This is a genomic window from Streptomyces sp. NPDC057694 (genome assembly GCF_042799415.1).
In the GTDB taxonomy this organism is placed as follows: Bacteria; Actinomycetota; Actinomycetes; order Streptomycetales; family Streptomycetaceae; genus Streptomyces.
Genome location: NZ_JBHVIX010000015.1, coordinates 1 through 20,625, shown reverse-complemented (window position 1 = coordinate 20,625; position 20,625 = coordinate 1). Strand labels below are relative to the sequence as shown.

17 protein-coding genes are annotated in these 20,625 nt (G+C 71.6%); 7 read left to right on the top strand and 10 right to left on the bottom strand.

The features are described 5' to 3' along the window. The first annotated feature begins 64 nt into the window (after positions 1-64). A complete protein-coding gene (locus ACFVDP_RS27900; protein ID WP_383495225.1) occupies positions 65-853 on the top strand; it encodes an SURF1 family protein in 789 nt (262 codons plus the stop codon). Positions 854-884: 31 nt separating this feature from the next. Here the strand turns inward: ACFVDP_RS27900 and ACFVDP_RS27895 are convergent, their stop codons facing one another. The 7 genes from ACFVDP_RS27895 to ACFVDP_RS27865 form a co-directional block, all read right to left on the bottom strand. Then, entirely contained in the window at positions 885-1,913 is a 1,029-nt protein-coding gene (locus tag ACFVDP_RS27895; RefSeq protein WP_383495222.1) for a hypothetical protein, read from the bottom strand. A gap of 107 nt (positions 1,914-2,020) precedes the next feature. Continuing rightward, the gene (locus ACFVDP_RS27890) at positions 2,021-2,695 is read right to left on the bottom strand and encodes a SigE family RNA polymerase sigma factor (protein ID WP_383495219.1); all 675 of its coding nucleotides are present in this window, start codon (positions 2,693-2,695) and stop codon (positions 2,021-2,023) included. 368 nt (positions 2,696-3,063) lie between these two features. After that, positions 3,064-4,146, bottom strand: coding sequence for an aspartate-semialdehyde dehydrogenase (locus tag ACFVDP_RS27885; RefSeq protein ID WP_383495216.1), 1,083 nt, complete (start codon positions 4,144-4,146; stop codon positions 3,064-3,066). Beyond that, entirely contained in the window at positions 4,146-5,429 is a 1,284-nt protein-coding gene (locus ACFVDP_RS27880; RefSeq protein WP_383495213.1) for an aspartate kinase, read from the bottom strand. Before ACFVDP_RS27880 ends, ACFVDP_RS27885 begins: the two co-directional genes overlap by 1 nt. Before the next feature lie 313 nt (positions 5,430-5,742). After that, positions 5,743-6,408, bottom strand: coding sequence for a DUF5063 domain-containing protein (locus tag ACFVDP_RS27875; RefSeq protein ID WP_383495210.1), 666 nt, complete (start codon positions 6,406-6,408; stop codon positions 5,743-5,745). Then, entirely contained in the window at positions 6,401-7,000 is a 600-nt protein-coding gene (gene recR, locus ACFVDP_RS27870) for a recombination mediator RecR (RefSeq protein ID WP_116511760.1), read from the bottom strand. The genes ACFVDP_RS27875 and recR overlap by 8 nt, the downstream gene beginning before the upstream one ends. 57 nt (positions 7,001-7,057) lie before the next feature. Continuing rightward, positions 7,058-7,402 carry a YbaB/EbfC family nucleoid-associated protein gene (locus ACFVDP_RS27865; protein WP_111662851.1) on the bottom strand — a complete coding sequence of 115 codons (345 nt, stop codon included), beginning with the start codon at positions 7,400-7,402 and terminating at the stop codon, positions 7,058-7,060. A 241-nt stretch (positions 7,403-7,643) separates the two neighbouring features. On the opposite strand from ACFVDP_RS27865, the gene ACFVDP_RS27860 reads away from it, so the two are divergent. From ACFVDP_RS27860 to ACFVDP_RS27850, 3 genes are all read left to right on the top strand, one after another. Then, positions 7,644-8,393 (top strand): SLATT domain-containing protein, encoded by a 750-nt coding sequence (locus tag ACFVDP_RS27860; RefSeq protein WP_383495206.1) that lies wholly within the window; start codon positions 7,644-7,646, stop codon positions 8,391-8,393. 213 nt (positions 8,394-8,606) lie between these two features. Continuing rightward, complete coding sequence (locus ACFVDP_RS27855) at positions 8,607-9,296, top strand: GntR family transcriptional regulator (RefSeq protein WP_383495203.1); 690 nt, start codon at positions 8,607-8,609, stop codon at positions 9,294-9,296. A gap of 116 nt (positions 9,297-9,412) precedes the next feature. After that, entirely contained in the window at positions 9,413-10,063 is a 651-nt protein-coding gene (locus tag ACFVDP_RS27850; RefSeq protein ID WP_383495200.1) for a hypothetical protein, read from the top strand. Between the two features lie 96 nt (positions 10,064-10,159). Here ACFVDP_RS27850 and ACFVDP_RS27845 read toward each other — a convergent pair whose 3' ends face one another. Continuing rightward, positions 10,160-11,515 carry an aspartate aminotransferase family protein gene (locus ACFVDP_RS27845; RefSeq protein WP_383495197.1) on the bottom strand — a complete coding sequence of 452 codons (1,356 nt, stop codon included), beginning with the start codon at positions 11,513-11,515 and terminating at the stop codon, positions 10,160-10,162. A gap of 245 nt (positions 11,516-11,760) precedes the next feature. Between ACFVDP_RS27845 and ACFVDP_RS27840 the strand changes: the two genes are divergently transcribed. Together ACFVDP_RS27840 and ACFVDP_RS27835 are read left to right on the top strand one after the other, a co-directional pair. Further along, positions 11,761-13,611 (top strand): protein kinase, encoded by a 1,851-nt coding sequence (locus ACFVDP_RS27840; protein ID WP_383495194.1) that lies wholly within the window; start codon positions 11,761-11,763, stop codon positions 13,609-13,611. Positions 13,612-13,734: 123 nt separating this feature from the next. Then, positions 13,735-15,240, top strand: a complete 1,506-nt coding sequence (locus tag ACFVDP_RS27835; RefSeq protein WP_383495191.1) for a hypothetical protein — start codon at positions 13,735-13,737, stop codon at positions 15,238-15,240. A gap of 61 nt (positions 15,241-15,301) precedes the next feature. Here the strand turns inward: ACFVDP_RS27835 and ACFVDP_RS27830 are convergent, their stop codons facing one another. Continuing rightward, the gene (locus ACFVDP_RS27830; RefSeq protein ID WP_383495188.1) at positions 15,302-16,585 is read right to left on the bottom strand and encodes an adenylosuccinate synthase; all 1,284 of its coding nucleotides are present in this window, start codon (positions 16,583-16,585) and stop codon (positions 15,302-15,304) included. A 172-nt stretch (positions 16,586-16,757) separates the two neighbouring features. Here ACFVDP_RS27830 and ACFVDP_RS27825 point away from each other — a divergent pair, with 172 nt between their 5' ends. Beyond that, on the top strand, positions 16,758-17,606 hold the full coding sequence (locus ACFVDP_RS27825) for a diacylglycerol kinase (RefSeq protein ID WP_383495185.1): 849 nt from the start codon (positions 16,758-16,760) through the stop codon (positions 17,604-17,606). Positions 17,607-17,637: 31 nt separating this feature from the next. Here ACFVDP_RS27825 and ACFVDP_RS27820 read toward each other — a convergent pair whose 3' ends face one another. Beyond that, positions 17,638-20,088: a hypothetical protein gene (locus tag ACFVDP_RS27820; protein ID WP_383495183.1), complete on the bottom strand. Its 2,451-nt coding sequence runs from the start codon at positions 20,086-20,088 to the stop codon at positions 17,638-17,640. Positions 20,089-20,625: the final 537 nt, after the last annotated feature.

Sequence of the window (20,625 nt, the reverse complement as noted above, 5' to 3'; positions counted from 1 at the left end):
TCCGGCGGGGCGGGGGCGGGGGTCGCGGGAAGTGGCTTTATATCGGACCCGTACCGTAGAAGGCGTGTACCGGTTCCTGCTGACCCCCCGCTGGCTGGGGATCCACCTCTTCGTGCTCCTCGCGATTCCGTTCTGCCTGTACATGGGCTCGTGGCAGCTCAGCCGCTTCGAGGGCCGGGTGCAGGACCACCGGACCGCGACGGAGCAGACGGAGACGAACAAGAAGGCGGCGGCCGAGCCGCTCGCCTCCCTGCTCCCGGTCTCCACCGACACCTCCGGCAAGCGGGCCACCGCGACCGGCAGGTACGGCAAGCAGCTCCTCGTCCCGAACCGCGACCTCGACGGGCGGAACGGCTACTACGTCGTGACGCTGCTCAAGGTCGACGGCACCGGCAAGGCGCTCCCGGTGGTCCGCGGCTGGCTGCCCGGCACGGCGTCCGCCGCCAAGGCGCCCGCCCCGCCGACGGGCGAGGTCACGGTGACCGGCGCGCTCCAGGCGTCCGAGTCCCAGGGGTCGAACGGGGTGACGGCCGCGGGCGGTCTGCCCTCCGGCCAGCTCGGCATGATCAGTGCCGCGTCGCTGGTGAACCTGGTGCCGTACGACGTGTACGACGGCTGGGTCACGCTCGACAAGGCCGACGCGCACATGACGGCGGTCCCGGCCACGTCCGCGCAGGGCAGCGGCCTGGACCTGAAGGCGTTCCAGAACCTCGGCTACACCGGCGAGTGGTTCGTCTTCGCGGGCTTCGTCGTGTTCATGTGGTTCCGCCTGGTCCGCCGCGAGGCCGAGACCATCAGGGACGCCGAACTGGGCCTGAGCGCCCCGGACGAGCAGGGCGCGGCACAGGCATAGGGCCCTGGTCCGGCCCGGCTCGACACACGTCCTAGGACGCGGGCAGCAGCCCCGTCTTGTACACGGTCCCCGCGCACGCGTTCGCGATCGTCGCGGCGGCCGTGGGCGATCCGGGCTCCGCGGTGTGCGACACGACCACGCTCCCGTCGTCCGAGCCGTCCGACCCCAGCTGGGGGGCGAGCTGCGCGGAGGCGGAGCTGTCGCCGGTGGTGGGCGTCGTGTCCCCGCTCGTCGACGGCGAGGGGGACGGCTCCCCGCCGCCGGTGCCGCCGCTCCCGCCGCCGTCGCCCCCGGTGGAGCACGGCGTGGACGGCACCCAGGCGAACCGCACCTCGTACGCCTTGCCCGGCTCCAGGACCAGCTGGGCCTGCTGGGTCGCCGGGTCGGGCAGGCCGCTCGCCCTGTCGCCCGAGGTGTGGTCGACGACGCTCACCGCGGCCGGGTCGGCCGCACCCTGCGCGAGGGTGACGATGCTGCCGGGGCTGTCGATCGTGCAGCTGCCGGTCGACGTGTTGGTCACGCGGAAGGAGCCGTAGACCGTGCCGTCGGCGCCGGGCTGGCCGACCGTCGGCACCGGCGTGCCCAGCTCGGCCGCGTCACAGGTCGGGGAGGACGCGGCGGCCGTGGACGCGGGATCGGCGCCGGCGGTGGCACCGCCGCCCGAACCCTTGTCACCGTCGCCCTTCTTGCCCTTCTTCCCGTCCTTGTCGTGGTCCTCGGAGTGCGCGGGCGAGCCGCCCGAGTCCTTGTCGCCGGCTCCGGCGGATTTTCCCGCGTGCGTGGCCGTGCTGTTGCCCGCGATGGAGGGCCGGTCCCCCGCCGAGCCCGTGCTCGTCACGTGCAGCACCGCGGGGATCGCCATCGCGACGAAGACCCCGGCGGCGACCGCGCCGACCGTGGCCTGCCGCTTGCGGGCCCGGCGCGCCGGTACCGCACGGCGCAGCTTCTCCAGCGCCGCGTCCGACGGCTCGATCTCCTCGACGACCTGCCGCATCATGCGCCGCAGAGCCAGCTCGTCATCGGCCGCCGCATCGGCCGGACGACGGGGTTCGTCGTTCACAGTTGGGTTCCCAGCGTGTCGGTCGTCGTGCGAGTGGTGCTCGTCGGCCTCCCCGCGGGGGGCCTTCCCGGAGAGGGGCTCGGGGCCTTGCCCTTGCTCTGAGGCGCTCATACCGGCGCCTCCATGGCGATGCGCAGGGCCGCGATGCCACGGGAGCCGTAGGCCTTCACCGAACCCAGGGATATCCCGAGCGCCTCGGCGACCTGCGCCTCGGTCATGTCCGCGAAGTAGCGCAGCACGAGGACCTCGCGCTGGCGTCGCTGGAGCCCCTTGAGCGCCTTCTTGAGGGCGTCGCGCTCCAGGAGGTCGTACGCACCCTCCTCCGCGCTCGCCATGTCGGGCATCGGCTTGGTGAGCAGCTTCAGACCGAGGATGCGCCGGCGCAGCGTGGACCGCGACAGGTTCACCACGGTCTGGCGCAGGTACGCGAGCGTCTTCTCCGGGTCGCGCACTCGCTTGCGTGCCGAGTGGACCCGGATGAACGCCTCCTGGACGACGTCCTCGCAGGAGGCCGTGTCGTCGAGGAGCAGCGCCGCGAGTCCGAGCAGGGAACGGTAGTGGGCGCGATACGTCTCGGTGAGGTGATCGACTGTGGTGCCGGCCGCCATCGTCTCGTCAGCGCCCTGCACTTGCGTCGGAATGCGCGCGGGCATGGGGGCGATCACCGGCATGCCGCCGGGAGTGCCCCCGCGGCCACGGCGCGCGCCAAGGGGTGCGAGGGGTGGGCGGAGAACCGCCGTGCCTCTCGCCTGTACCGCTGTGAAGTCGAGTACCTCTGCCACGCCTGTTGGACACGCTTCCCCCCCTCAGGGTTGTACGCGTCCGGCGCCCCATTTGCGACACACTTCGTCACCGTCTCCGGTGACGTCGCGCTCCATGCCGACATGCGTACCTGCTCTTCCCCTATGCCCCTGTTGCGTCCTGCGGGTCGACACCTGCGAGGACGCCCGCTAAAGACGCTCCCCACCCCGCGTGCGGTTGCGGGGTGGGGAGGGAATCTTCGAACGCTCAACAGCCCCGCAGCAAGTGGTATGGACCAATCTCACACACAGAACCTACACAGATTTTATGTTCGAATCCGCATATGGGAAGGGGCATCCCGCAGGCAGGACACGGTGCGCGCCCCCATATCCCGACATAGGGGCAGCGATCAGCTCGCGGAGATTTCCGCCGCCACCAGTTCGGCGATCTGCGCGGTGTTCAGCGCGGCGCCCTTGCGCAGATTGTCCCCGCACACGAAGAGTTCGAGCCCGGTCGGATCGTCGAGCGAGCGCCGCACCCGCCCCACCCAGGTCGGGTCGGTGCCCACCACGTCGGCGGGCGTGGGGAACTCCCCCGCGGCCGGGTTGTCGAACAGCACGACGCCGGGCGCGGTCGCGATGATCTCCCGCGCCTTGTCGACGGTGACCTCGCTCTGGAAGCGGGCGTGGACGGTGAGGGAGTGCGTCGTGACGACCGGCACCCGTACGCACGTCACGGCGACCTTCAGCTCCGGCAGCCCGAGGATCTTGCGGGACTCGTCCCGCACCTTCATCTCCTCGGAGGAGAAGCCGTCGTCGGCGAGCGAGCCGGCCCAGGGGACGACGTTCAGCGCGACCGGCTCCGGGAAGGGCCCGGTGGCGTCGCCGACGGCCCGCCGTACGTCGCCGGGGCTCGTCCCCAGCTCCGTACCGGCGACGAGCGACAGCTGGGCGCGCAGCGTCTCGACGCCGGAGCGGCCCGCCCCGCTCACGGCCTGGTACGAGGAGACGACCAGCTCGCGCAGGCCGAACTCGGCGTGCAGCGCGCCGACGGCCACGATCATCGACAGGGTCGTGCAGTTCGGGTTGGCGATGATGCCGCGGGGCCGCACGCGCGCGGCGTGCGGATTGATCTCGGGGACGACGAGCGGCACGTCGGCGTCCATCCGGAAGGCGGCGGAGTTGTCGACGACGACCACGCCCTTGGACGCGGCGATCGGCGCCCACTGGGCGGCCACGTCGTCGGGTACGTCGAACATGGCGACGTCGACCCCGTCGAAGACCGACTCCTCCAGGGCGACGACCTCGACCTCCTCGCCGCGCACGGTGAGCTTGCGCCCGGCCGAGCGCGCCGAGGCGACGAGCCGGATCTCGCCCCAGACGTCCGCGTGCTGCGACAGGATCTGCAGCAGAACGGCGCCGACGCTCCCGGTCGCACCCACGACCGCGAGCGTCGGACGCCGCACAGGGGCGGCCCCATGAGGAGAGCCCATCAGCGGCCGGTGCCTCCGTAGACCACGGCCTCGTCGGAGTCCGAGTCGAGCCCGAAGGCGGAGTGCACGGCGCGCACCGCCTCGTTCACGTCGTCGGCCCGCGTGACCACCGAGATGCGGATCTCGGAGGTGGAGATCAGCTCGATGTTGACGCCCGCGTCGGTGAGCGCCTCGAAGAACCCGGCCGTGACACCCGGGTTCGTCTTCATACCGGCGCCCACCAGCGAGATCTTGGCGATCTGGTCGTCGTAGCGCAGCGAGTCGAAGCCGACGGTGGCCCGCTGCCGCTCCAGGGCGTCGATGGCCTTGCGGCCCTCGGTCTTGGGGAGCGTGAACGAGATGTCCGTCAGACCGGTCGACGCCGCCGACACGTTCTGCACGATCATGTCGAGGTTGATCTCGGCGTTCGCGATGGCCCGGAAGATCTTCGCGGCCTCGCCCGGCTTGTCCGGAACGCCGACGACGGTGACCTTCGCCTCGGAGGTGTCGTGCGCGACACCGGAGATGATCGCCTGCTCCACGGACTCTGCCCCTTGCTTCTTCACGAGCGGTTCGTTGCTGACCCAGGTCCCCTGCAGTCCGCTGAAGCTGGACCGCACGTGGATCGGGATGTTGTAGCGCCGGGCGTACTCCACGCAGCGGTGGAGCAGCACCTTCGACCCGGAGCTGGCGAGCTCCAGCATGTCCTCGAAGGAGATCCAGTCGATCTTCCGCGCCTTCTTCACGACGCGCGGGTCGGCGGTGAACACACCGTCGACGTCCGTGTAGATCTCGCAGACCTCCGCGTCGAGCGCGGCGGCCAGAGCGACCGCGGTCGTGTCGGAGCCACCGCGGCCGAGCGTGGTGATGTCCTTCTTGTCCTGCGAGACACCCTGGAACCCGGCGACGATCGCGATGTTGCCCTTGTCCAGGGACTCCTGGATGCGGCCCGGCGTGACGTCGATGATCCGGGCTTTGTTGTGGACCGAGTCGGTGATGACACCGGCCTGACTGCCCGTGAACGACTGGGCCTCGTGGCCCAGGTTTTTGATCGCCATGGCCAGCAGTGCCATGGAGATCCGCTCCCCGGCGGTCAGCAGCATGTCGAACTCTCGTCCGGCAGGGATCGGGGATACCTGCTCTGCGAGATCGATCAACTCATCCGTCGTGTCGCCCATCGCGGACACCACGACAACCACCTGGTTGCCGTTCTTCTTGGCGTCCACAATGCGCTTGGCGACCCGCTTGATGCCCTCGGCATCGGCTACGGAGGAGCCTCCGTACTTCTGCACGACAAGGCCCACGTGCGCTCCTCGCTCAGTCCGTCTGTCACCGCGCATGCGCATGCATGGCGGTCGGCTCAGTTTAACGAGCGGCCGAATTCCGCCCCGGCTATATCGCATCGTGAGATGTCCCGCCCACGAAGTGATCACCGGCCGGCATCTGGCCGTCGGCGTCCGGCCGCTCGGACAAGCGCATGCCCAGGCCCTCCGGGGGTCAACCGGAATCGTGGGGCGGGTCACATTGGGGCGCCTCGGCGCCGTGGGGGTTCTGCCGTCTCGCGGGTGCGGCGCCGTCGTGGTTGCTCGCGCCGTTCCCCGCGCCCCTTACGGGGCTCTACTTGACCGTGCGCAAGCCCAGGGGGGCGGCGATCTCCTCGGCCATGACTCGGCCTGCCTCCTCCTCCAGGGCGTCCCCCTCGTTGGAGAGGTCCTCGTCGGTGTCCAGGCCGTCCAGCTCCGCCAGGGGCTGGTTCAGGCGGACGTGGGCGACCAGGGACTGGAGGGCGCGCAGGGTGGCCGAGGCGGTCGAGCCCCAGTTGGAGAAGTACGAGAACTGCCACCACCACAGGGCCTCGGTCACCCGGCCCGCGCGGTAGTGGGCCATGCCGTGCCGCAGGTCGGTGACGACGTCAGCCAGATCGTCGGAGATCCGGGCCGCGACGGGGGCCTTGCGCGGCTCGTACGGGTCGAAGACCTCGGAGTAGACGTCGATCGGGTCGAGCATCAGGGCCAGGCGCTCGCGCAGATCGTCGACATCGGCCTCCGGGCCGAGGTCCGGCTCGTAGCGCTCGTCCGGGACGATGTCCTCGTGCGCGCCGAGCCTGCCGCCCGCCAGCATCAGCTGGGAGACCTCCAGGAGGAGGAACGGCACGGCGGAGTCCGGCTCGTCGCCCTTGGCGATCTCGGTGACCGCGACGATGAACGACTCGACCTGGTCGGAGATCTGGACCGCGAAGTCGTTCGGGTCCTGGCTGGTGGCGTGCAGGCTGGCATCAGACATCTAGGAGTCGTCTCCCCTCGAAGGCACGGCCGAGGGTGACCTCGTCCGCATACTCCAGGTCGCCCCCGACGGGGAGGCCGCTGGCCAGGCGGGTGACCTTCAGGCCCATGGGCTTGATCATGCGGGCGAGGTACGTCGCCGTGGCCTCGCCCTCCAGGTTCGGATCCGTCGCCAGGATCAGCTCCGTCACTGTCCCGTCGGCCAACCGCGCGAGAAGTTCTCGTATACGCAGATCGTCCGGGCCGACGCCCTCGATGGGGCTGATCGCCCCGCCGAGCACGTGGTACTTGCCCCGGAACTCACGGGTCCGCTCGATCGCGACGACATCCTTGGGCTCCTCGACCACGCAGATGACCGTGAGGTCGCGGCGCGGGTCGCGGCAGATGTTGCACAGCTCCTCCTGCGCCACGTTTCCGCACGTGGCGCAGAAGCGGACCTTCGCCTTGACCTCCATCAGGGCCTGCGCGAGGCGCCGGACGTCGGTGGGCTCCGCCTGGAGGATGTGGAAGGCGATCCGCTGCGCGCTCTTGGGACCGACGCCGGGCAGCCTGCCCAACTCGTCGATGAGGTCCTGGACCACGCCTTCGTACACGGATCAGTCGCCTTCCGATGGGGTGCAGCTCGGTACGTACGGTAGTCGGCGCCGGCCCTAGAAGGGGAGGCCCGGGATGCCGCTGCCGCCGCCGAGGCCCTGCGCGAGCGGGCCGAGCTTCTGCTGCTGCAGCGTCTGCGCGTTCTCATTGGCCGCCGCGACGGCCGCGATGACGAGGTCGGCGAGGGTCTCGGTGTCCTCGGGGTCCACCGCCTTCGGGTCGATCGTCAAGGCCCGCAGCTCGCCCGAGCCCGTCACCGTCGCCTTGACGAGGCCGCCGCCCGCCTGGCCCTCGACCTCGGTCTGCGCCAGCTCTTCCTGGGCCTTCGCGAGGTCCTGCTGCATCTTCTGGGCCTGCTGAAGCAACTGCTGCATATTGGGCTGGCCACCACCGGGGATCACGGTCAACTCCTGGGGTCCGGGTGCGTGCGGTCTGAGTAGTACCGAGCCTACGTGGTCCGGGGGGCCATCGCCCTGGCACCTTTGACTGCACTCTTTCGAGTGAGAGCGTCTGCTGCCCTATACCTGATGAAGGCCCACTTCTAGGGGTAAAACCCGCGAAAACGGGACCATGGCCACCCATTGGGCGGTAGGAAGATGCTGCACAGCGAGCCCCAGCCGTGACCAGTCGAGGGAGTGCCGGGTGAGTCAGCCGGAGATGCAGCCCGAAGGACCGCCCCAGGAGGGTGCCGGTGAGGGCGACGGCGGGTTTCCCGGGCCGGGCGACCTCACCGGGCGGGCGTTCCCGCTCGGCGACTGGGGCGAGCCCGCCGAGCGGCTCGACGAGCTGTACCGGTGGGTCGAGCAGGGCGCCCTGCGGACCGTCGACCGCTACCTCACCGACCGGGTCCGCAAGCGCCGGGGCGCGCGGGCGCTGCGTGCGGGGGCTGTGCTCGGGGCCGTGTGCGCCGGGGTGCTGCCGCTGCTCGATCTGACGGACGCGGTGGCGGGGGCGGCGCCGTGGGGGTATTACGCCCTGCTGCTCGCCGTGGCGTGTGTCGGGTGCGACCGGTACTTCGGGCTGACCTCGGGCTGGATAAGGGATGTCGCCACGGCACAGGCGGTGCAGCGGCGACTGCTCGTGCTCCAGTTCGACTGGGCGTCGGAGAGCGTCCGCGAGGTGCTCGGCCCGGCCGAGGGGACGGCGAGCGAGGCGGCCGAGCGGTGTCTGGGGGTGCTGCGGCGGTTCTCCGAGGATGTGACGGAGCTGGTGCGGGCCGAGACCGCGGACTGGATGGTGGAGTTCCGGTCGGGGCCCGCGCCGCTGGTGATGCAGTCCTCGGTCCCGAGCACCGCCCCCCGGAACCCGGAGACGAACGGCATCCCCCGCTTCCCCCTCCCCCCGGGCACCCGCCCGAACATGCCCCGCCAGCGCCCACCGGAGCCGAGGTGACCCCGGGAATCGCTCATCCCGCGCCGTGGGCGCGGCGAGCCGTCGGTGGCGGGGCGCAAGCGCCCCGTAAGGGGCGCGGGGAACTGCGCGACCGGCCACGACGAAAGCCGCACCCGACAACGCACTGCTCCCCCACCGGCGCCCGGGCGCAAAAACGCCCCCCGCAGCTAGGCTGACCCGAACACATCACCGAGCTGCCCCCGGAGGGGACCCGTGGCATCCGACGGCCCCACCGTCACCCGCTCCACCCTGCGCCAGCAGATCGCGGACGCCCTGCGCGACGAGATCCTGAGCGGACGGCTCACCCCCGGCCAGGAATTCACCGTCAAGGAGATCGCCGACGGCTACGGCGTCTCGGCGACCCCGGTGCGCGAGGCCCTCGTCGACCTCACGGCCCAGGGCCTCCTCGACTCCGCCCAGCACCGCGGCTTCCGCGTCCACGAGTACTCCCTCGCCGACCACCGCGCCATGATCGAGGCCCGCAGCCTGGTCGCCGACGGCATCTTCCGCGGGCTCGCCGACAGCGCCCCCGAGAGCCCGGCCGCCTTCGCGGCCCTGGCCGGCGTGCGCCGCCGCGGCGAGGAGGCGGCCCGCGCCGCGAGCGCCGGCGACCTGAACGTGCTGATCGGCTACGACCTGCGGTTCTGGCGGGAGCTCTCGGCGCTCTTCGGCAACCCCTACCTCTCCGACTTCTTCCACCGGCTGCGCGTTCAGTCCTGGATGTACACGGTGCCGCACCTGCGCCGGGCCGGGGAGCTGAGGGGCCGCCTGTGGGCCGGGCACTGCGAGCTGGTCGACGCCCTCGTCGCTCAGGACCCCCGGACCGCGCACGCGATCATCGCCTCGTACAACGCGGACTCGCTGGCGCTGATCGAGAAGATCACCGCCGAGCGGACCGGCTGAACCAGGACCCCACCACGTACCGCGGTTGCAGCGGGTACCTGCAAGACAGGTCTGCCCCGGCCCGCCGCGCACTACCCTGGCGCTGACGCCAGGACGTCCGACTCTAAGGAGCCCCCTTGGCCTGTGACCTGTGGCTCGTCCCCCTCGTCGACGTGCTGTGCCACAGCCCCGACAATCCCTTCGCCGAAGAACTCGCGCTCTACGACAAGGCGTTGCACGAGGCAGGACTGCCGCCGGTGCCGGTCTACGCGTACATGCCGGGGCTCTCGGGCGATGTGGCCCCCGTCGCGGGGTTCGACTACGACGCGCTGCACTTCCTGCGGCGCGCGTATCTGCTCCAGCTGTGCGGGCTGGCGGTGACGCCGGTCGACGAACTCGGCGGGGACTACGAGCAGTTGCTGGAGATGTTCGAGTCGACGGCGCAGGGTTCGCATCTGGTGTGGCACTACGACCACGCGGGCGCGTACGTTCCCGTGGACTTCCCGACCCCGCTGTCCAACGACGAACTGCTCGCCGGGGGCGGCCCTCTGGGCTCGTCGCACGCGCTGCTGCGGGAACTGGAGTACGTGGCTCCGGCGATCGGGATCGACCCGGCGAACCCGCCGTCGGCGCCCGCGCCGCCCGCCGGGCCCACTGCCCTTGAGGAGCCGGCGGCCGCGGTGCCGCTGGACGACAGTCCGTTCGCGCGGGAGCGGCATGTGTGGCTCGGGCTGCATCAGGCCGCTACCCGGAGCCTGGCCCAGGGCTCGATGATCATCTTCAGCTGAACCGGGGCCTCGGCCGGAGCCGGGACGGGGCGGGCGCCTGATGAAGCGCTCGCCCCGCGCCGGGGTGCCGCCTTGCCCAAGGCGGCGACGGGGCCGCTAGGCCACGTGTTCGTCCGCCACGCTCAGCGCCGCGTCGAGGGCCGCGAGGCCCTCCTTGGCCTCCGCCTCGGTGATGTTCAGCGGCGGCACGACGTGCGTGCGGTTCATGTTGATGAAGGGCCACAGGCCGTTCTTCTTGGCGGCGGCGCCGAACGCGGCCATCGGGGCGTTGTCCGCACCGGCCGCGTTGTACGGCACCAGCGGCTCGCGCGTCTCCTGGTCCCGTACGAGTTCCAGTGCCCAGAACATGCCGACGCCGCGCACCTCGCCCACCGAGGGGTGCCGCCCGGCGAGCTCGCGCAGGGCCGGCTCGATGATCTCCGCGCCGGTCTTCGCGGCCTGCTCGACGATGCCCTCCTCCTCCATCGCGGTGATGGTGGCGACGGCTGCGGCGCAGGCCAGCGGGTGCCCGGAGTACGTGAGGCCACCGGGGTACGGGCGCTTGGCGAAGGTCTCCGCGATCGCGCCGGAGATGGCGACGCCGCCCAGCGGCACGTAGCCGGAGTTCACGCCCTTGGCGAAGGTCATCAGGTCGGGCGTGACGTCGTACAGGTCGGCGGCGAACCACTTGCCGGTGCGGCCGAAGCCCGCCATGACCTCGTCGAGGACGAAGACGATGCCGTACCTGTCGCACAGCTCACGGACGCCGGCCAGATAGCCCGCGGGCGGCAGCATGATGCCCGCCGTACCCGGGACGGTCTCCAGGATGATCGCGGCGATCGTCGCCGGACCCTCGAACCGGATCGTCGACTCCAGGTGCTCCAGGGCGCGGGCGCACTCCTGCTCCTCCGTCTCGGCGTAGAAGCGCGAGCGGTACAGGAACGGCGCCCAGAAGCGCACGACACCGGCCGAGCCGCTGTCGTTGGCCCAGCGCCGCGGGTCCCCGGTGACGTTGATCGCCTGCTGGGTGCCGCCGTGGTACGAGCGGTAGGCGGAGAGCACCTTCGGACGGCCGGTGTGCAGCCGGGCCATCCGCAGGGCGTGCTCGACGGCGTCCGCGCCGCCGTTGGTGAAGAAGATCTTGTCGAGGTCGCCGGGGGTGCGCTCGGCGATGAGGCGTGCGGCCTCGGAGCGCGACTCGATGGCGAACGCGGGCGCGAAGGTCGTCATCTTCGCCGCCTGCTCCTGGATCGCGGCGACGACCTTCGGGTGCTGGTACCCGATGTTCGTGTAGACGAGCCCGGAGGTGAAGTCGAGGTAGCGGTTGCCGTCGTAGTCCCAGAAGTACGAGCCTTCGGCACCGGCGACGGCGAGCGGATCGATGAGCTCCTGTGCGGACCAGGAGTGGAACACGTGTGCGCGGTCCGCGGCCTTGACGGCGGCGCCGACCTGGGGATTCGGCTGAGGGGTCATGGGGCCGAGGGTAAAGGGGCGCTGCCCTCGGGTGCCATCGGCGTCCTGTCTGCGGGACGCCGGGGAACACGACAGTCTGTCGCCCGGCCGCGCCGGAACCGCCAACTCCGTTGTACAGGTCCGTTATACGGGTCGCTTATCAGGACAGGTCCGTTACTGAACCGTAGAAACCACTAAGGGTCCCTCTGTCGTAGGTGCGCACTATTCTCGGTTTGTTGCACACGTACGGGGGAGGGTGGCGCGACATGGACAGACTTGAAGCTCTGGGGCCCGGGGACCCGCAGCGCATCGGGGCGTACCGACTGCTCGGCCGGCTCGGCGCGGGCGGCATGGGGCAGGTGTATCTGGCGCGCTCGGAGCGCGGGCGCACCGTCGCCGTGAAGCTGGTGCGCGAGGAGCTGGCGGAGCAGGAGGAGTTCCGCAGCCGGTTCCGGCAGGAGGTGCAGTCGGCGCGGCAGGTCGGCGGCGCCTGGACGGCGAGCGTGCTCGACGCGGACACCGGGGCGGACGTCCCGTGGGTGGCGACCGCCTATGTGGCGGGACCCTCGCTCCAGCAGGTCGTCTCGCACGACTACGGCGCGCTGCCGGAGCGGTCCGTGCGCATCCTGGCGGCCGGGCTGGCGCACGCGATCAAGGACGTGCACGCGGCGGGGATCATCCACCGCGACCTGAAGCCGTCGAACGTGCTGGTGACGATCGACGGACCGCGCGTCATCGACTTCGGTATCGCCCGCGCGCTGGAGACGGTCACCGACGGCGGTCTGACGCGGACCGGCGCGCTGGTCGGCTCGCCCGGCTTCATGGCGCCCGAGCAGGTGCGCGGCGACCGGATCACCCCGGCGTGCGACGTGTTCTGCCTGGGCTCGGTGCTCGCGTACGCGGCGACCGGCTCGCTGCCGTTCGGTACGTCCAACAGCGGGGTGCACGCCCTGATGTTCCGGATAGCCCAGGAGGAGCCGGATCTCACCGACCTCCCGGAGGGCCTGCACGAGCTGGTCCGGGACTGTCTGCGCAAGCAGCCCGGGGAGCGGCCGACGCCCGACGAGATCCTGGAGCGCACCGGCGCCGAGGACACCCTGGGCGACGGCGGCCGCACCCGCGACCCGTGGCTGCCCGGCGCCCTGGTGGCCCAGCTGGGCCGGCACGCGGTGCAGCTGCTCGACTCGGAGGACCCCGAGAGCGCGGTGGCGATGGGCGCGGAGGGAGTCGCCCCGGTGCCCGATCCGGCGGGCGCGCCGCCGCCGCCCGGCAAGCCCGGCGCCGGCACTCCGGTGAACCATCTGCCGACCATGGTGGTGGGCGCGGACGCCCCGGCCCCGCCGTCGGCCCCCGCGCCGACGCCGAACCCGCCCGCGTACGGCTATCCGCACCAGCAGCCCGGCTACGGCTACCCGCAGCCGAACAACTGGCACGGGCCCTCGCCCTACGGCCAGACCCCGCCGTACGGCCAGACCCCGCCCTACGGCCCGGCGCCACTGCCGCAGGACCCGCCGCGCCGCCGCTCCACGGCGGCGCTGGTCGCGGTGGCCCTGATCGTGGCGCTCGGCGCGGGCGGCTCGGTGTACGCGCTGATGAAGGACGACGGCAAGAGCCCGTCGACGCAGGCGGACGCCACCAAGTCCTCCGCGTCGGTCCCGGCCACCGCCCCGCCCTCCAGCGAGGGCGGCCAGGAATCGCCGACGCCGGAGCAGTCGAGCCTGCCCGAGTCGACGGCGCCGCAGTCGGGCGCGGGAGCGGGAGCGATCCCGGAGGCGTTCATCGGCACCTGGTCGAACGAGCAGGACAACGCGAACGGGCACCACACCCGCACCCTCGTCATCCAGCAGGGCGATCCGGGCGACACGACCTTGCAGCTGACCCAGGAGGGCACGTCGAAGGGCGTCGCCTACGAGTGCGTCTTCCAGGGCCAGTTGGCGTCCGCGAGCGGCTCCGAGCTGCACTTCGCCGGCACGCAGGTGGTGTCCGGCGGCCCGGCCGGCTTCTGCAAGGCGGGCACGCCGAGCACGGTCACGAGGACGTCGTCGGGCGAGCTGCGCCGCGTCCTGATCGACGCGACGGGGAACCGGCAGGACCTGACGTACACGAAGGAGGGCTGAACGGCCCGGCCGGGTGCTGTTCGTGCGCGGGATGCGGGGCTGAACCCCGCTACAACCTTCGGCACACCACGTGAGTCTCCTGTGCGCCAACCGTCACAGTGAACTCGCCGCAGGAGCACCGCCATGCCGAAACACAAGCGCACCTCCGCCGTCAGACCCGGCCGGGCCCGGCTCGCCGCCGCGACCGCCGCGGCCGCCGCACTCACCGGGAGCCTGGTCGCGCTCTCGGCCGGAGCGGCGTCGGCGGTGCCCGGCGCCTCCGCGACGCGGCCGCACGAGGCGGACTTCAACCTCGACGGGTACCCGGACCTCGCCGTCTCCTCCCCCGAGGCCTCGGTCGGCGGGCACGCGGAGGCCGGGCAGATCACGGTGTTCTACGGCTCGGCGAGCGGGATCAGCGGCGCCAAGCGCGCCACGATCACCCAGAGTTCCTCGGGTGTCCCGGGCACGCCCGAGGCAGGTGACATGTTCGGGTACGCCACATCGCCGGGCGACTTCAACCGGGACGGCTTCACGGACCTCGCGGTCGGCACCCCGTACGAGGACATGCCCGGGGACACCGACGGCGGGACCGTCACCGTCCTGTGGGGGTCGGCCGGTGGCCTCAAGGGCGGCACCACCCTGAACGACCCGGCGCCCTCCAGCCACGACCGCTTCGGTTTCGACGTCGCCGCGGGGGACTTCGACGGGGACGCGAGGACGGACCTCGCCATAGCGGACACCTCCAAGTACGTCCGCGTCTTCAAGGGCGGCATCACCCCCGGCGATTCGATCGGTTCGGCCACCGCCGTCACCACCCCGCTCCGGTCGAGCAGCCCCTACCACCTGCGCAAGCTCACGGCCGGCGACGTGAACGCCGACGGCAAGGACGACCTCGTCGTCAGCGGCAACACCGCGACCGACGGCGACTACCTCGTCAACGCCTACCTGCCCGGCACCGCGTCCGGCCCCTCGGCCACCGCCACCATGCTGCCCGGCGGCGTCGTCAGCGACATCGGCGACGTCAACGGCGACGGCTTCGGCGACGTGGTCACCGGCCTGTCCGCGGACGGCTCCAACTCCGAGGAGCAGCCGGGCACGTCCGTCGGCGGCAACATCCACGTCACCTACGGCTCCGCCACCGGACCCGACGGCGGCACCACGGTGATCTCCCAGGACACCGAGGGCGTGCCCGGTACGGGTGAGGCCTCGGACCTGTTCGGCTGGGAGGTCAGCGTCGGTGACATCAACGGGGACGGCCACTCCGACATCGCCGTCGGCACGGTCGCCGAGGACGGCGCGGCCTCGGGCACGGACGACAGCGGCGCCGTGACCGTCCTGTACGGCTCGGGCTCGGGCGTCACCGGTACCGGCGCCCAGAGCTTCACCCAGGCCACGGCCGGGGTCCCGGGCAGCAGCGAGCGCGGCGACCAGTTCGGCGCCGACGTCCTGCTGTCGGACTTCAACGCCGACGGCCGGTCGGACCTCGCCGTCGGCGTCAGCGGCGAGAACGCGGGCAACGGCGCGCTCACCGTCCTCAAGTCCGGTGGCGGAAAGATCACCACGACGGGCGCTCTCTCCCTCTCGCCCTCGGCCGTGGGCGTGTCCACGTCCGGCACGCCCCGGTTCGGCGCGGTGCTCGGGGGCTGACGGCCACAACGACCGGTGCCCCGGCCCGCCGCAGCGGACCGGGGCACCGTCGAGCGGGCTCCTAGAGGAACGAGTTGATCTCGATCGTCTCGTCGCGGCCGGGGCCGACGCCGATGGCCGAGATCGGGGCGCCGGACATGTCCTCCAGCGCCTTCACGTACGCCTGCGCGTTCTTGGGGAGGTCCGCGAAGGTCTTGGCCTTCGTGATGTCCTCCGACCAGCCGGGCAGGTTCTCGTACACCGGCTTCGCGTGGTGGAAGTCGGTCTGGTTGTACGGGAGTTCCTCGACGCGCTTGCCGTCGATCTCGTACGCCACGCAGACCGGGATCTGCTCCCAGCCCGTCAGGACGTCCAGCTTCGTGAGGAAGAAGTCCGTCAGGCCGTTCACCCGGGTCGCGTAGCGCGCGATCGGCGCGTCGAACCAGCCGCAACGACGGTCACGGCCGGTGGTGACACCGCGCTCGCCGCCGATGCGGCGCAGGTCCTCGCCGTCCTTGTCGAAGAGCTCGGTCGGGAACGGGCCCGCGCCGACACGCGTGGTGTACGCCTTCAGGATGCCGATGACCCGGCTGATCTTCGTCGGGCCGACGCCCGTACCCGTGCAGGCGCCGCCCGCGGTCGGGTTCGACGAGGTGACGAAGGGGTACGTGCCGTGGTCGATGTCGAGGAGCGTGCCCTGGCCGCCCTCGAAGAGCACGACCTTGTCGTCGTCCAGCGCGTTGTTCAGGATCAGGGTCGTGTCGGCGACATAGCCCTTGATCTGCTCCGCGTAGCCGAGCAGCTCCTCGACGACCTGCTGCGCCTCGATGGCGCGGCGGTTGTAGAGCTTGGTCAGCAGCTGGTTCTTGACCTCGAGGGCCGCTTCGACCTTCTGGGTGAGGATCGACTCGTCGTAGAGGTCCTGGACGCGGATGCCGACGCGGTTGATCTTGTCCGCGTAGGTCGGGCCGATGCCGCGGCCGGTGGTGCCGATCTTCCGCTTGCCGAGGAAGCGCTCCGTCACCTTGTCGACCGTCACGTTGTACGGCGTGATGATGTGCGCGTTGCCGCTGAGCAGCAGTTTGGAGGTGTCGACGCCGCGCTCGTTCAGACCGCTCAGCTCGGAGAGCAGGACCGACGGGTCGACGACGACACCGTTTCCGATGACCGGTGTGCACTCCGGCGAGAGGATCCCGGAAGGGAGGAGGTGGAGCGCATACTTCTGGTCGCCTACGACGACCGTGTGACCGGCGTTGTTGCCGCCCTGGTAGCGCACCACATAGTCCACGGATCCACCGAGCAGGTCGGTGGCCTTTCCCTTGCCTTCGTCACCCCACTGAGCACCGAGCAGCACAAGTGCGGGCACAGGCGTACACCCCTTCCGGGCGGGGCATGTCCAAGGTCAGGGGCCGGCGCCGCGTCGGTGCGGCGGGCCTGCGTGAGCCTTGGGGTGCCCCGGAATAGACCAAGCCCCTGGCGCAATAGCGCAAGGGGCTCTTGCACAAAGATGCTACCCGAGGAAGCGAGGCAAGGCCGAGGTGGCGGCGTTGGACCTTCCATCTGACCGTACGGACGAGGAACTGTCCCGGCAGTTGCTGGTGATCGTCGATCCGTTCGCCCGGCGCACGGACGGGGAGTCCGTGCGGATCGCCAAAGATGTCCTGTGCGCGGGTGCGACGGCGAAGGTGTGCCTGCCGGACGGCCCCGAGGATTTCGCGAAAGCGCTGGCCAGAAGGGGTGCGCGGCGGCCGGTGGTGGTCGGTGACGACCGCGCTCTGCTGCGCGCGGTGTCGCTGCTGCACCGGGAGCGGGAGCTGACCGACGCGGTCTTCTCGATGGTGCCGGTGGGGGCCGGTGTGTCGCTCGCGCGGTCGCTGGGCGTGCCGTCGGGGGCGGTCGCCGCGGCGCGGGCCGCGCTCTACGGCACGGAGCGGCGGCTCGATCTGCTGGTCGACGACAGCGACGGGGTGGTGCTCGGGGACCTGCGCATCCCCCCGCTCGCCGAGGCCCCGGGGGCCGGCGGTCCGGACCGGCCGTGGCTGCGGACGTGCCGCTCGCTGGTGCGCACGCTCGCGGCGCGGCCCGCCCGCCCGGCTCCGGCGGACTCCGGCGCGCCCGCGCGGCTGCGGGTGGAGGCGGACGGGGTGACCCTGGTGGACCTGGACCAGCCGGTGGAGCGCGTCCGTGTGGGACCCGCGACCGGGACCGGACTCGCCCGGGTGGAGGTGCGGTGCCCGCGGACGGCGGGCCTGAGCACCCAGGCCCGTACGGTCACGGTGTCCGGCGAGGACTTCCGCTACCGCTCGGACTCCGTGGCCATCGGCGGGCCGGTGCGACGGCGGACCTGGACGGTCCGGGTGGGGGCGTGGGGGCTGGCGCTTCCTTGAGCCGGCCCCCACGGGCCAGGTCGGACACGGGCTAGTGGCGGCGCCTGATCGCGGTCACCGTGAGGGTGCCGAGGGCCACCGCGAGGGAGGCGGCGAAGGCCAGCCACAGGGCCGTCGTGGAGGTGCCGGTGTCGGCCAGGTGGTGGCCGGGGTGCGACGGGCCGGGCGACGGTGTGCCCGGGACGCTCGGCGTCGGTGTCGGCGTGGAGGTCGTCGGGGTCGTCGGGGTCGTCGGGGTCGTCGTCGGGGTGGGCGTGGGCGAGGTGGGCGGCGGTGACGTCGGCGGGGGCGAGGTGGGCGGCTTCGCCGCCGTGAACGTGTTCGTCACGACGACGGACGCCTCTTCGTCCGTCCGTACCGGGAAGCTCTCGCCCAGCGCGATCTTCCTCGGCTCCTCGCCCTTCACGGTGAGCACGGCCGAGGTGGCGACGTCGACCTGGTCGCCGGCGCCGGTCGCGGGCTCCTCGACGGTGCAGGTGGTGTCGCCCGGGAACCGGTGCCGGGCCAGGGCGCCGGAGGTGTCGCCGGCCGTGATGTCCAGGGCGTCCTCGGTGCCGTCGGCGCAGCTGAGGGTGAGGTGCGCGGCGCCGGGGCGCAGGCCGGTGTCGCCGCTGGTGCGCTTGGTGACGTCGAGGGTGCCGACCTTGACGAAGCGGTTGGTGAACCGGCAGGTGGGGCGCGGGTTGTCGGCGGTGAGCCGGACCTGCACGGTGCCCCGCGCGGTGTCCAGTCCTGACCCGGCCGTGCCGCAGTCGGCGTCGGTCAGCTCCCAGTGGCCCTCGGCGGTGGGCGGCGGCAGGTACTCCTGGACGGTGTAGTGGGTGCTGTCGTCCACGGTCAGCTCGTCGGCGGCGGGCCCGGTGCCGTCCTCGGGGTGCGCGGTGACGGGAACGCCCTCGGTCGTGGTGGTCGCGGTGGAGCGGTAGGTCGTGGAGTCCCTGAGCCGGGCGAGCGGGTGCGCGATGACGTCGTAGGCGAAGGTGCCGGTGCCGCCCTCGGTGACCTTCTCGATGTTGATGGCGCCGCCGGGCGTGAACTTGTTGGTGAGCAGGCAGCTCGCGTCGGCGGCGGAGGCCAGGTCGTACGTGGCGTGCCAGGTGCCGAGCGGGGCGTCGTCCGTCGCGGCCCCCTTGCCGATCGGCACGTCCGTGCCGTTGCAGTTCAGGCCGGTCAGATCCCAGGTGCCGGTGCCGTCGGGGGCCGGGATCACCTCGTCGATCGTGTACGTGCCCGGGGTCGCGCCCGTCGGGGCCTCGGCCACCGTGACGGGGACGCCCTCGCGGTGGGTGGTCACCGGGGAGGTGGTCACCGGCGGCGAGTTGGACGGCGGCTTCAGGCCGATGTCGAAGGTGCCGGTGCCGCCGATCGACTCCTTCTCCAGCAGGGCCTTACCGCTGGCTCTGGTGTTGGTGTACGTGCAGGTGACGGTGTCGCCCGCGGCCAGTTCCACGGAGGTCGCGCCGGTGGAGTCGGTCCGCACCGCGCTGGTGCCCTCGCTGCCGTCGGACGCGACGATGGTGCAGCTCGGCTGGACCGGTGGGTTCCAGCCGCTGTCGGCGGGCACGACCTCCTTGAACGTCCACGGGGTGCCGCCCGCGCCGCGGATGAAGGTGATCTCGTCCTGCTTCTGCGCCGAGGAGTGCAGGACGAAGTCGTTGGTGCCGTCGCCGTTGGTGTCGGCGTAGGAGACGTTGCCGTCGAAGCGGAAGTCGCTCTCGCCCGCCGAGCCCGGGGCCACCTTCTTGATCACCTTGATGGTGCCGGCGTCCGGCGGAGGCGTGATCGCGTAGTAGTAGCAGAAGACGTGGCGGGCGCCGGAGGGGAAGGACACGTACTCGACGTTGTCGCCGTTGACGGAGTCCTGGGCGCAGCGCAGCGCGGCGAATCCGTACTGCTCCTGGAGGCCGTTGAGCGGCTGGGACTTGGTGCCGCCCTGGACGACCAGGCCCGAACCCGCCGCGATCTCCTGGCTGTTGAGGCTCACGGTGACGGCGCCGTCGAGGGTGCGGCCGGTGTCATTGCCCTGGGCGTCGAGTTCGGGGGTGCTCGCCTTGGTGGTGATGTTCTGCCGGTACGGGCTGCTGACCGTGCTCAGGTTCTGCGTGGCGCCCGACTTCGCGGTGATGCCGCCGCCGGTGGACATCGTCCAGCCGGTCAGCGGCTCGCACGGCGGCAGCGGGCTGCCGGCCGCCTCCTTGGCGGCCGAGACGGCCTCTCCCGACGTGTAGTTGGAGTCGGGGCCGAGGTCGCGCAGCGACTCCTGGACGTTGTTGCGGGCCTTGTTGGCCATCACGTCGGTGTACTGGGGGCACTTGCGGGCCACGAAGGTGACGGAGAGGGGGTTCTGCGCCGCGGCTGCGGCTGCGGCTGCCGCCTGGGTCGCGGTGTGGCCCTGGCCCGCGAGGACGCAGGCCAGCGCCATCAGCGCCGCCAGCGCGGGGCCTGCCCACCGCATGATCACCGACCGGGTCGCCCCGTGCATACGGATCCACCGCCCTACCAGTACGCTCCTATGAATACCGACATATAGGGCATAGCTGCCGCGCGGGGTGGCACCTAAGGGGCGGGCCGGGTGGGGGCCGGATCGGGGGGCGAGGTTCGCCCGGACGGCGGGGTCGGCCGGGCTGCCGTTCGCCTGCGAGCCTGTGAGCCGGTGAGGCCGATGGGTTGCCGGTCGCGCGCGGGCCGGTGGCCGCTTCTCGCGCAGTTCCCCGCGCCCCTTATCGGATTGTCGTTCGCCTGCGGGCCGGTGGCCGCTTCTCGCGCAGTTCCCCGCGCCCCTTATCGGATTGTCGTTCGCCTGCGGGCCGGTGGCCGCTTCTCGCGCAGTTCCCCGCGCCCCTTATCGGATTGTCGTTCGCCTGCGGGCCGGTGGCCGCTTCTCGCGCAGTTCCCCGCGCCCCTTATCGGATTGTCGTTCGCCTGCGGGCCGGTGGCCGCTTCTCGCGCAGTTCCCCGCGCCCCTTATCGGATTGTCGTTCGCCTGCGGGCCGGTGGCCGCTTCTCGCGCAGTTCCCCG

What these genes read in the sequence shown, in the direction of transcription:
- ACFVDP_RS27885 (WP_383495216.1), bottom strand. Translation starts at nt 4,146, where the DNA reads ATGGGCTCTCCTCATGGGGCCGCCCCTGTGCGGCGTCCGACGCTCGCG.
- ACFVDP_RS27875 (WP_383495210.1), bottom strand. Translation starts at nt 6,408, where the DNA reads ATGTCTGATGCCAGCCTGCACGCCACCAGCCAGGACCCGAACGACTTC.
- ACFVDP_RS27845 (WP_383495197.1), bottom strand. Translation starts at nt 11,515, where the DNA reads ATGACCCCTCAGCCGAATCCCCAGGTCGGCGCCGCCGTCAAGGCCGCG.
- ACFVDP_RS27840 (WP_383495194.1), top strand. Translation starts at nt 11,761, where the DNA reads ATGGACAGACTTGAAGCTCTGGGGCCCGGGGACCCGCAGCGCATCGGG.
- ACFVDP_RS27835 (WP_383495191.1), top strand. Translation starts at nt 13,735, where the DNA reads ATGCCGAAACACAAGCGCACCTCCGCCGTCAGACCCGGCCGGGCCCGG.
- ACFVDP_RS27820 (WP_383495183.1), bottom strand. Translation starts at nt 20,088, where the DNA reads ATGCACGGGGCGACCCGGTCGGTGATCATGCGGTGGGCAGGCCCCGCG.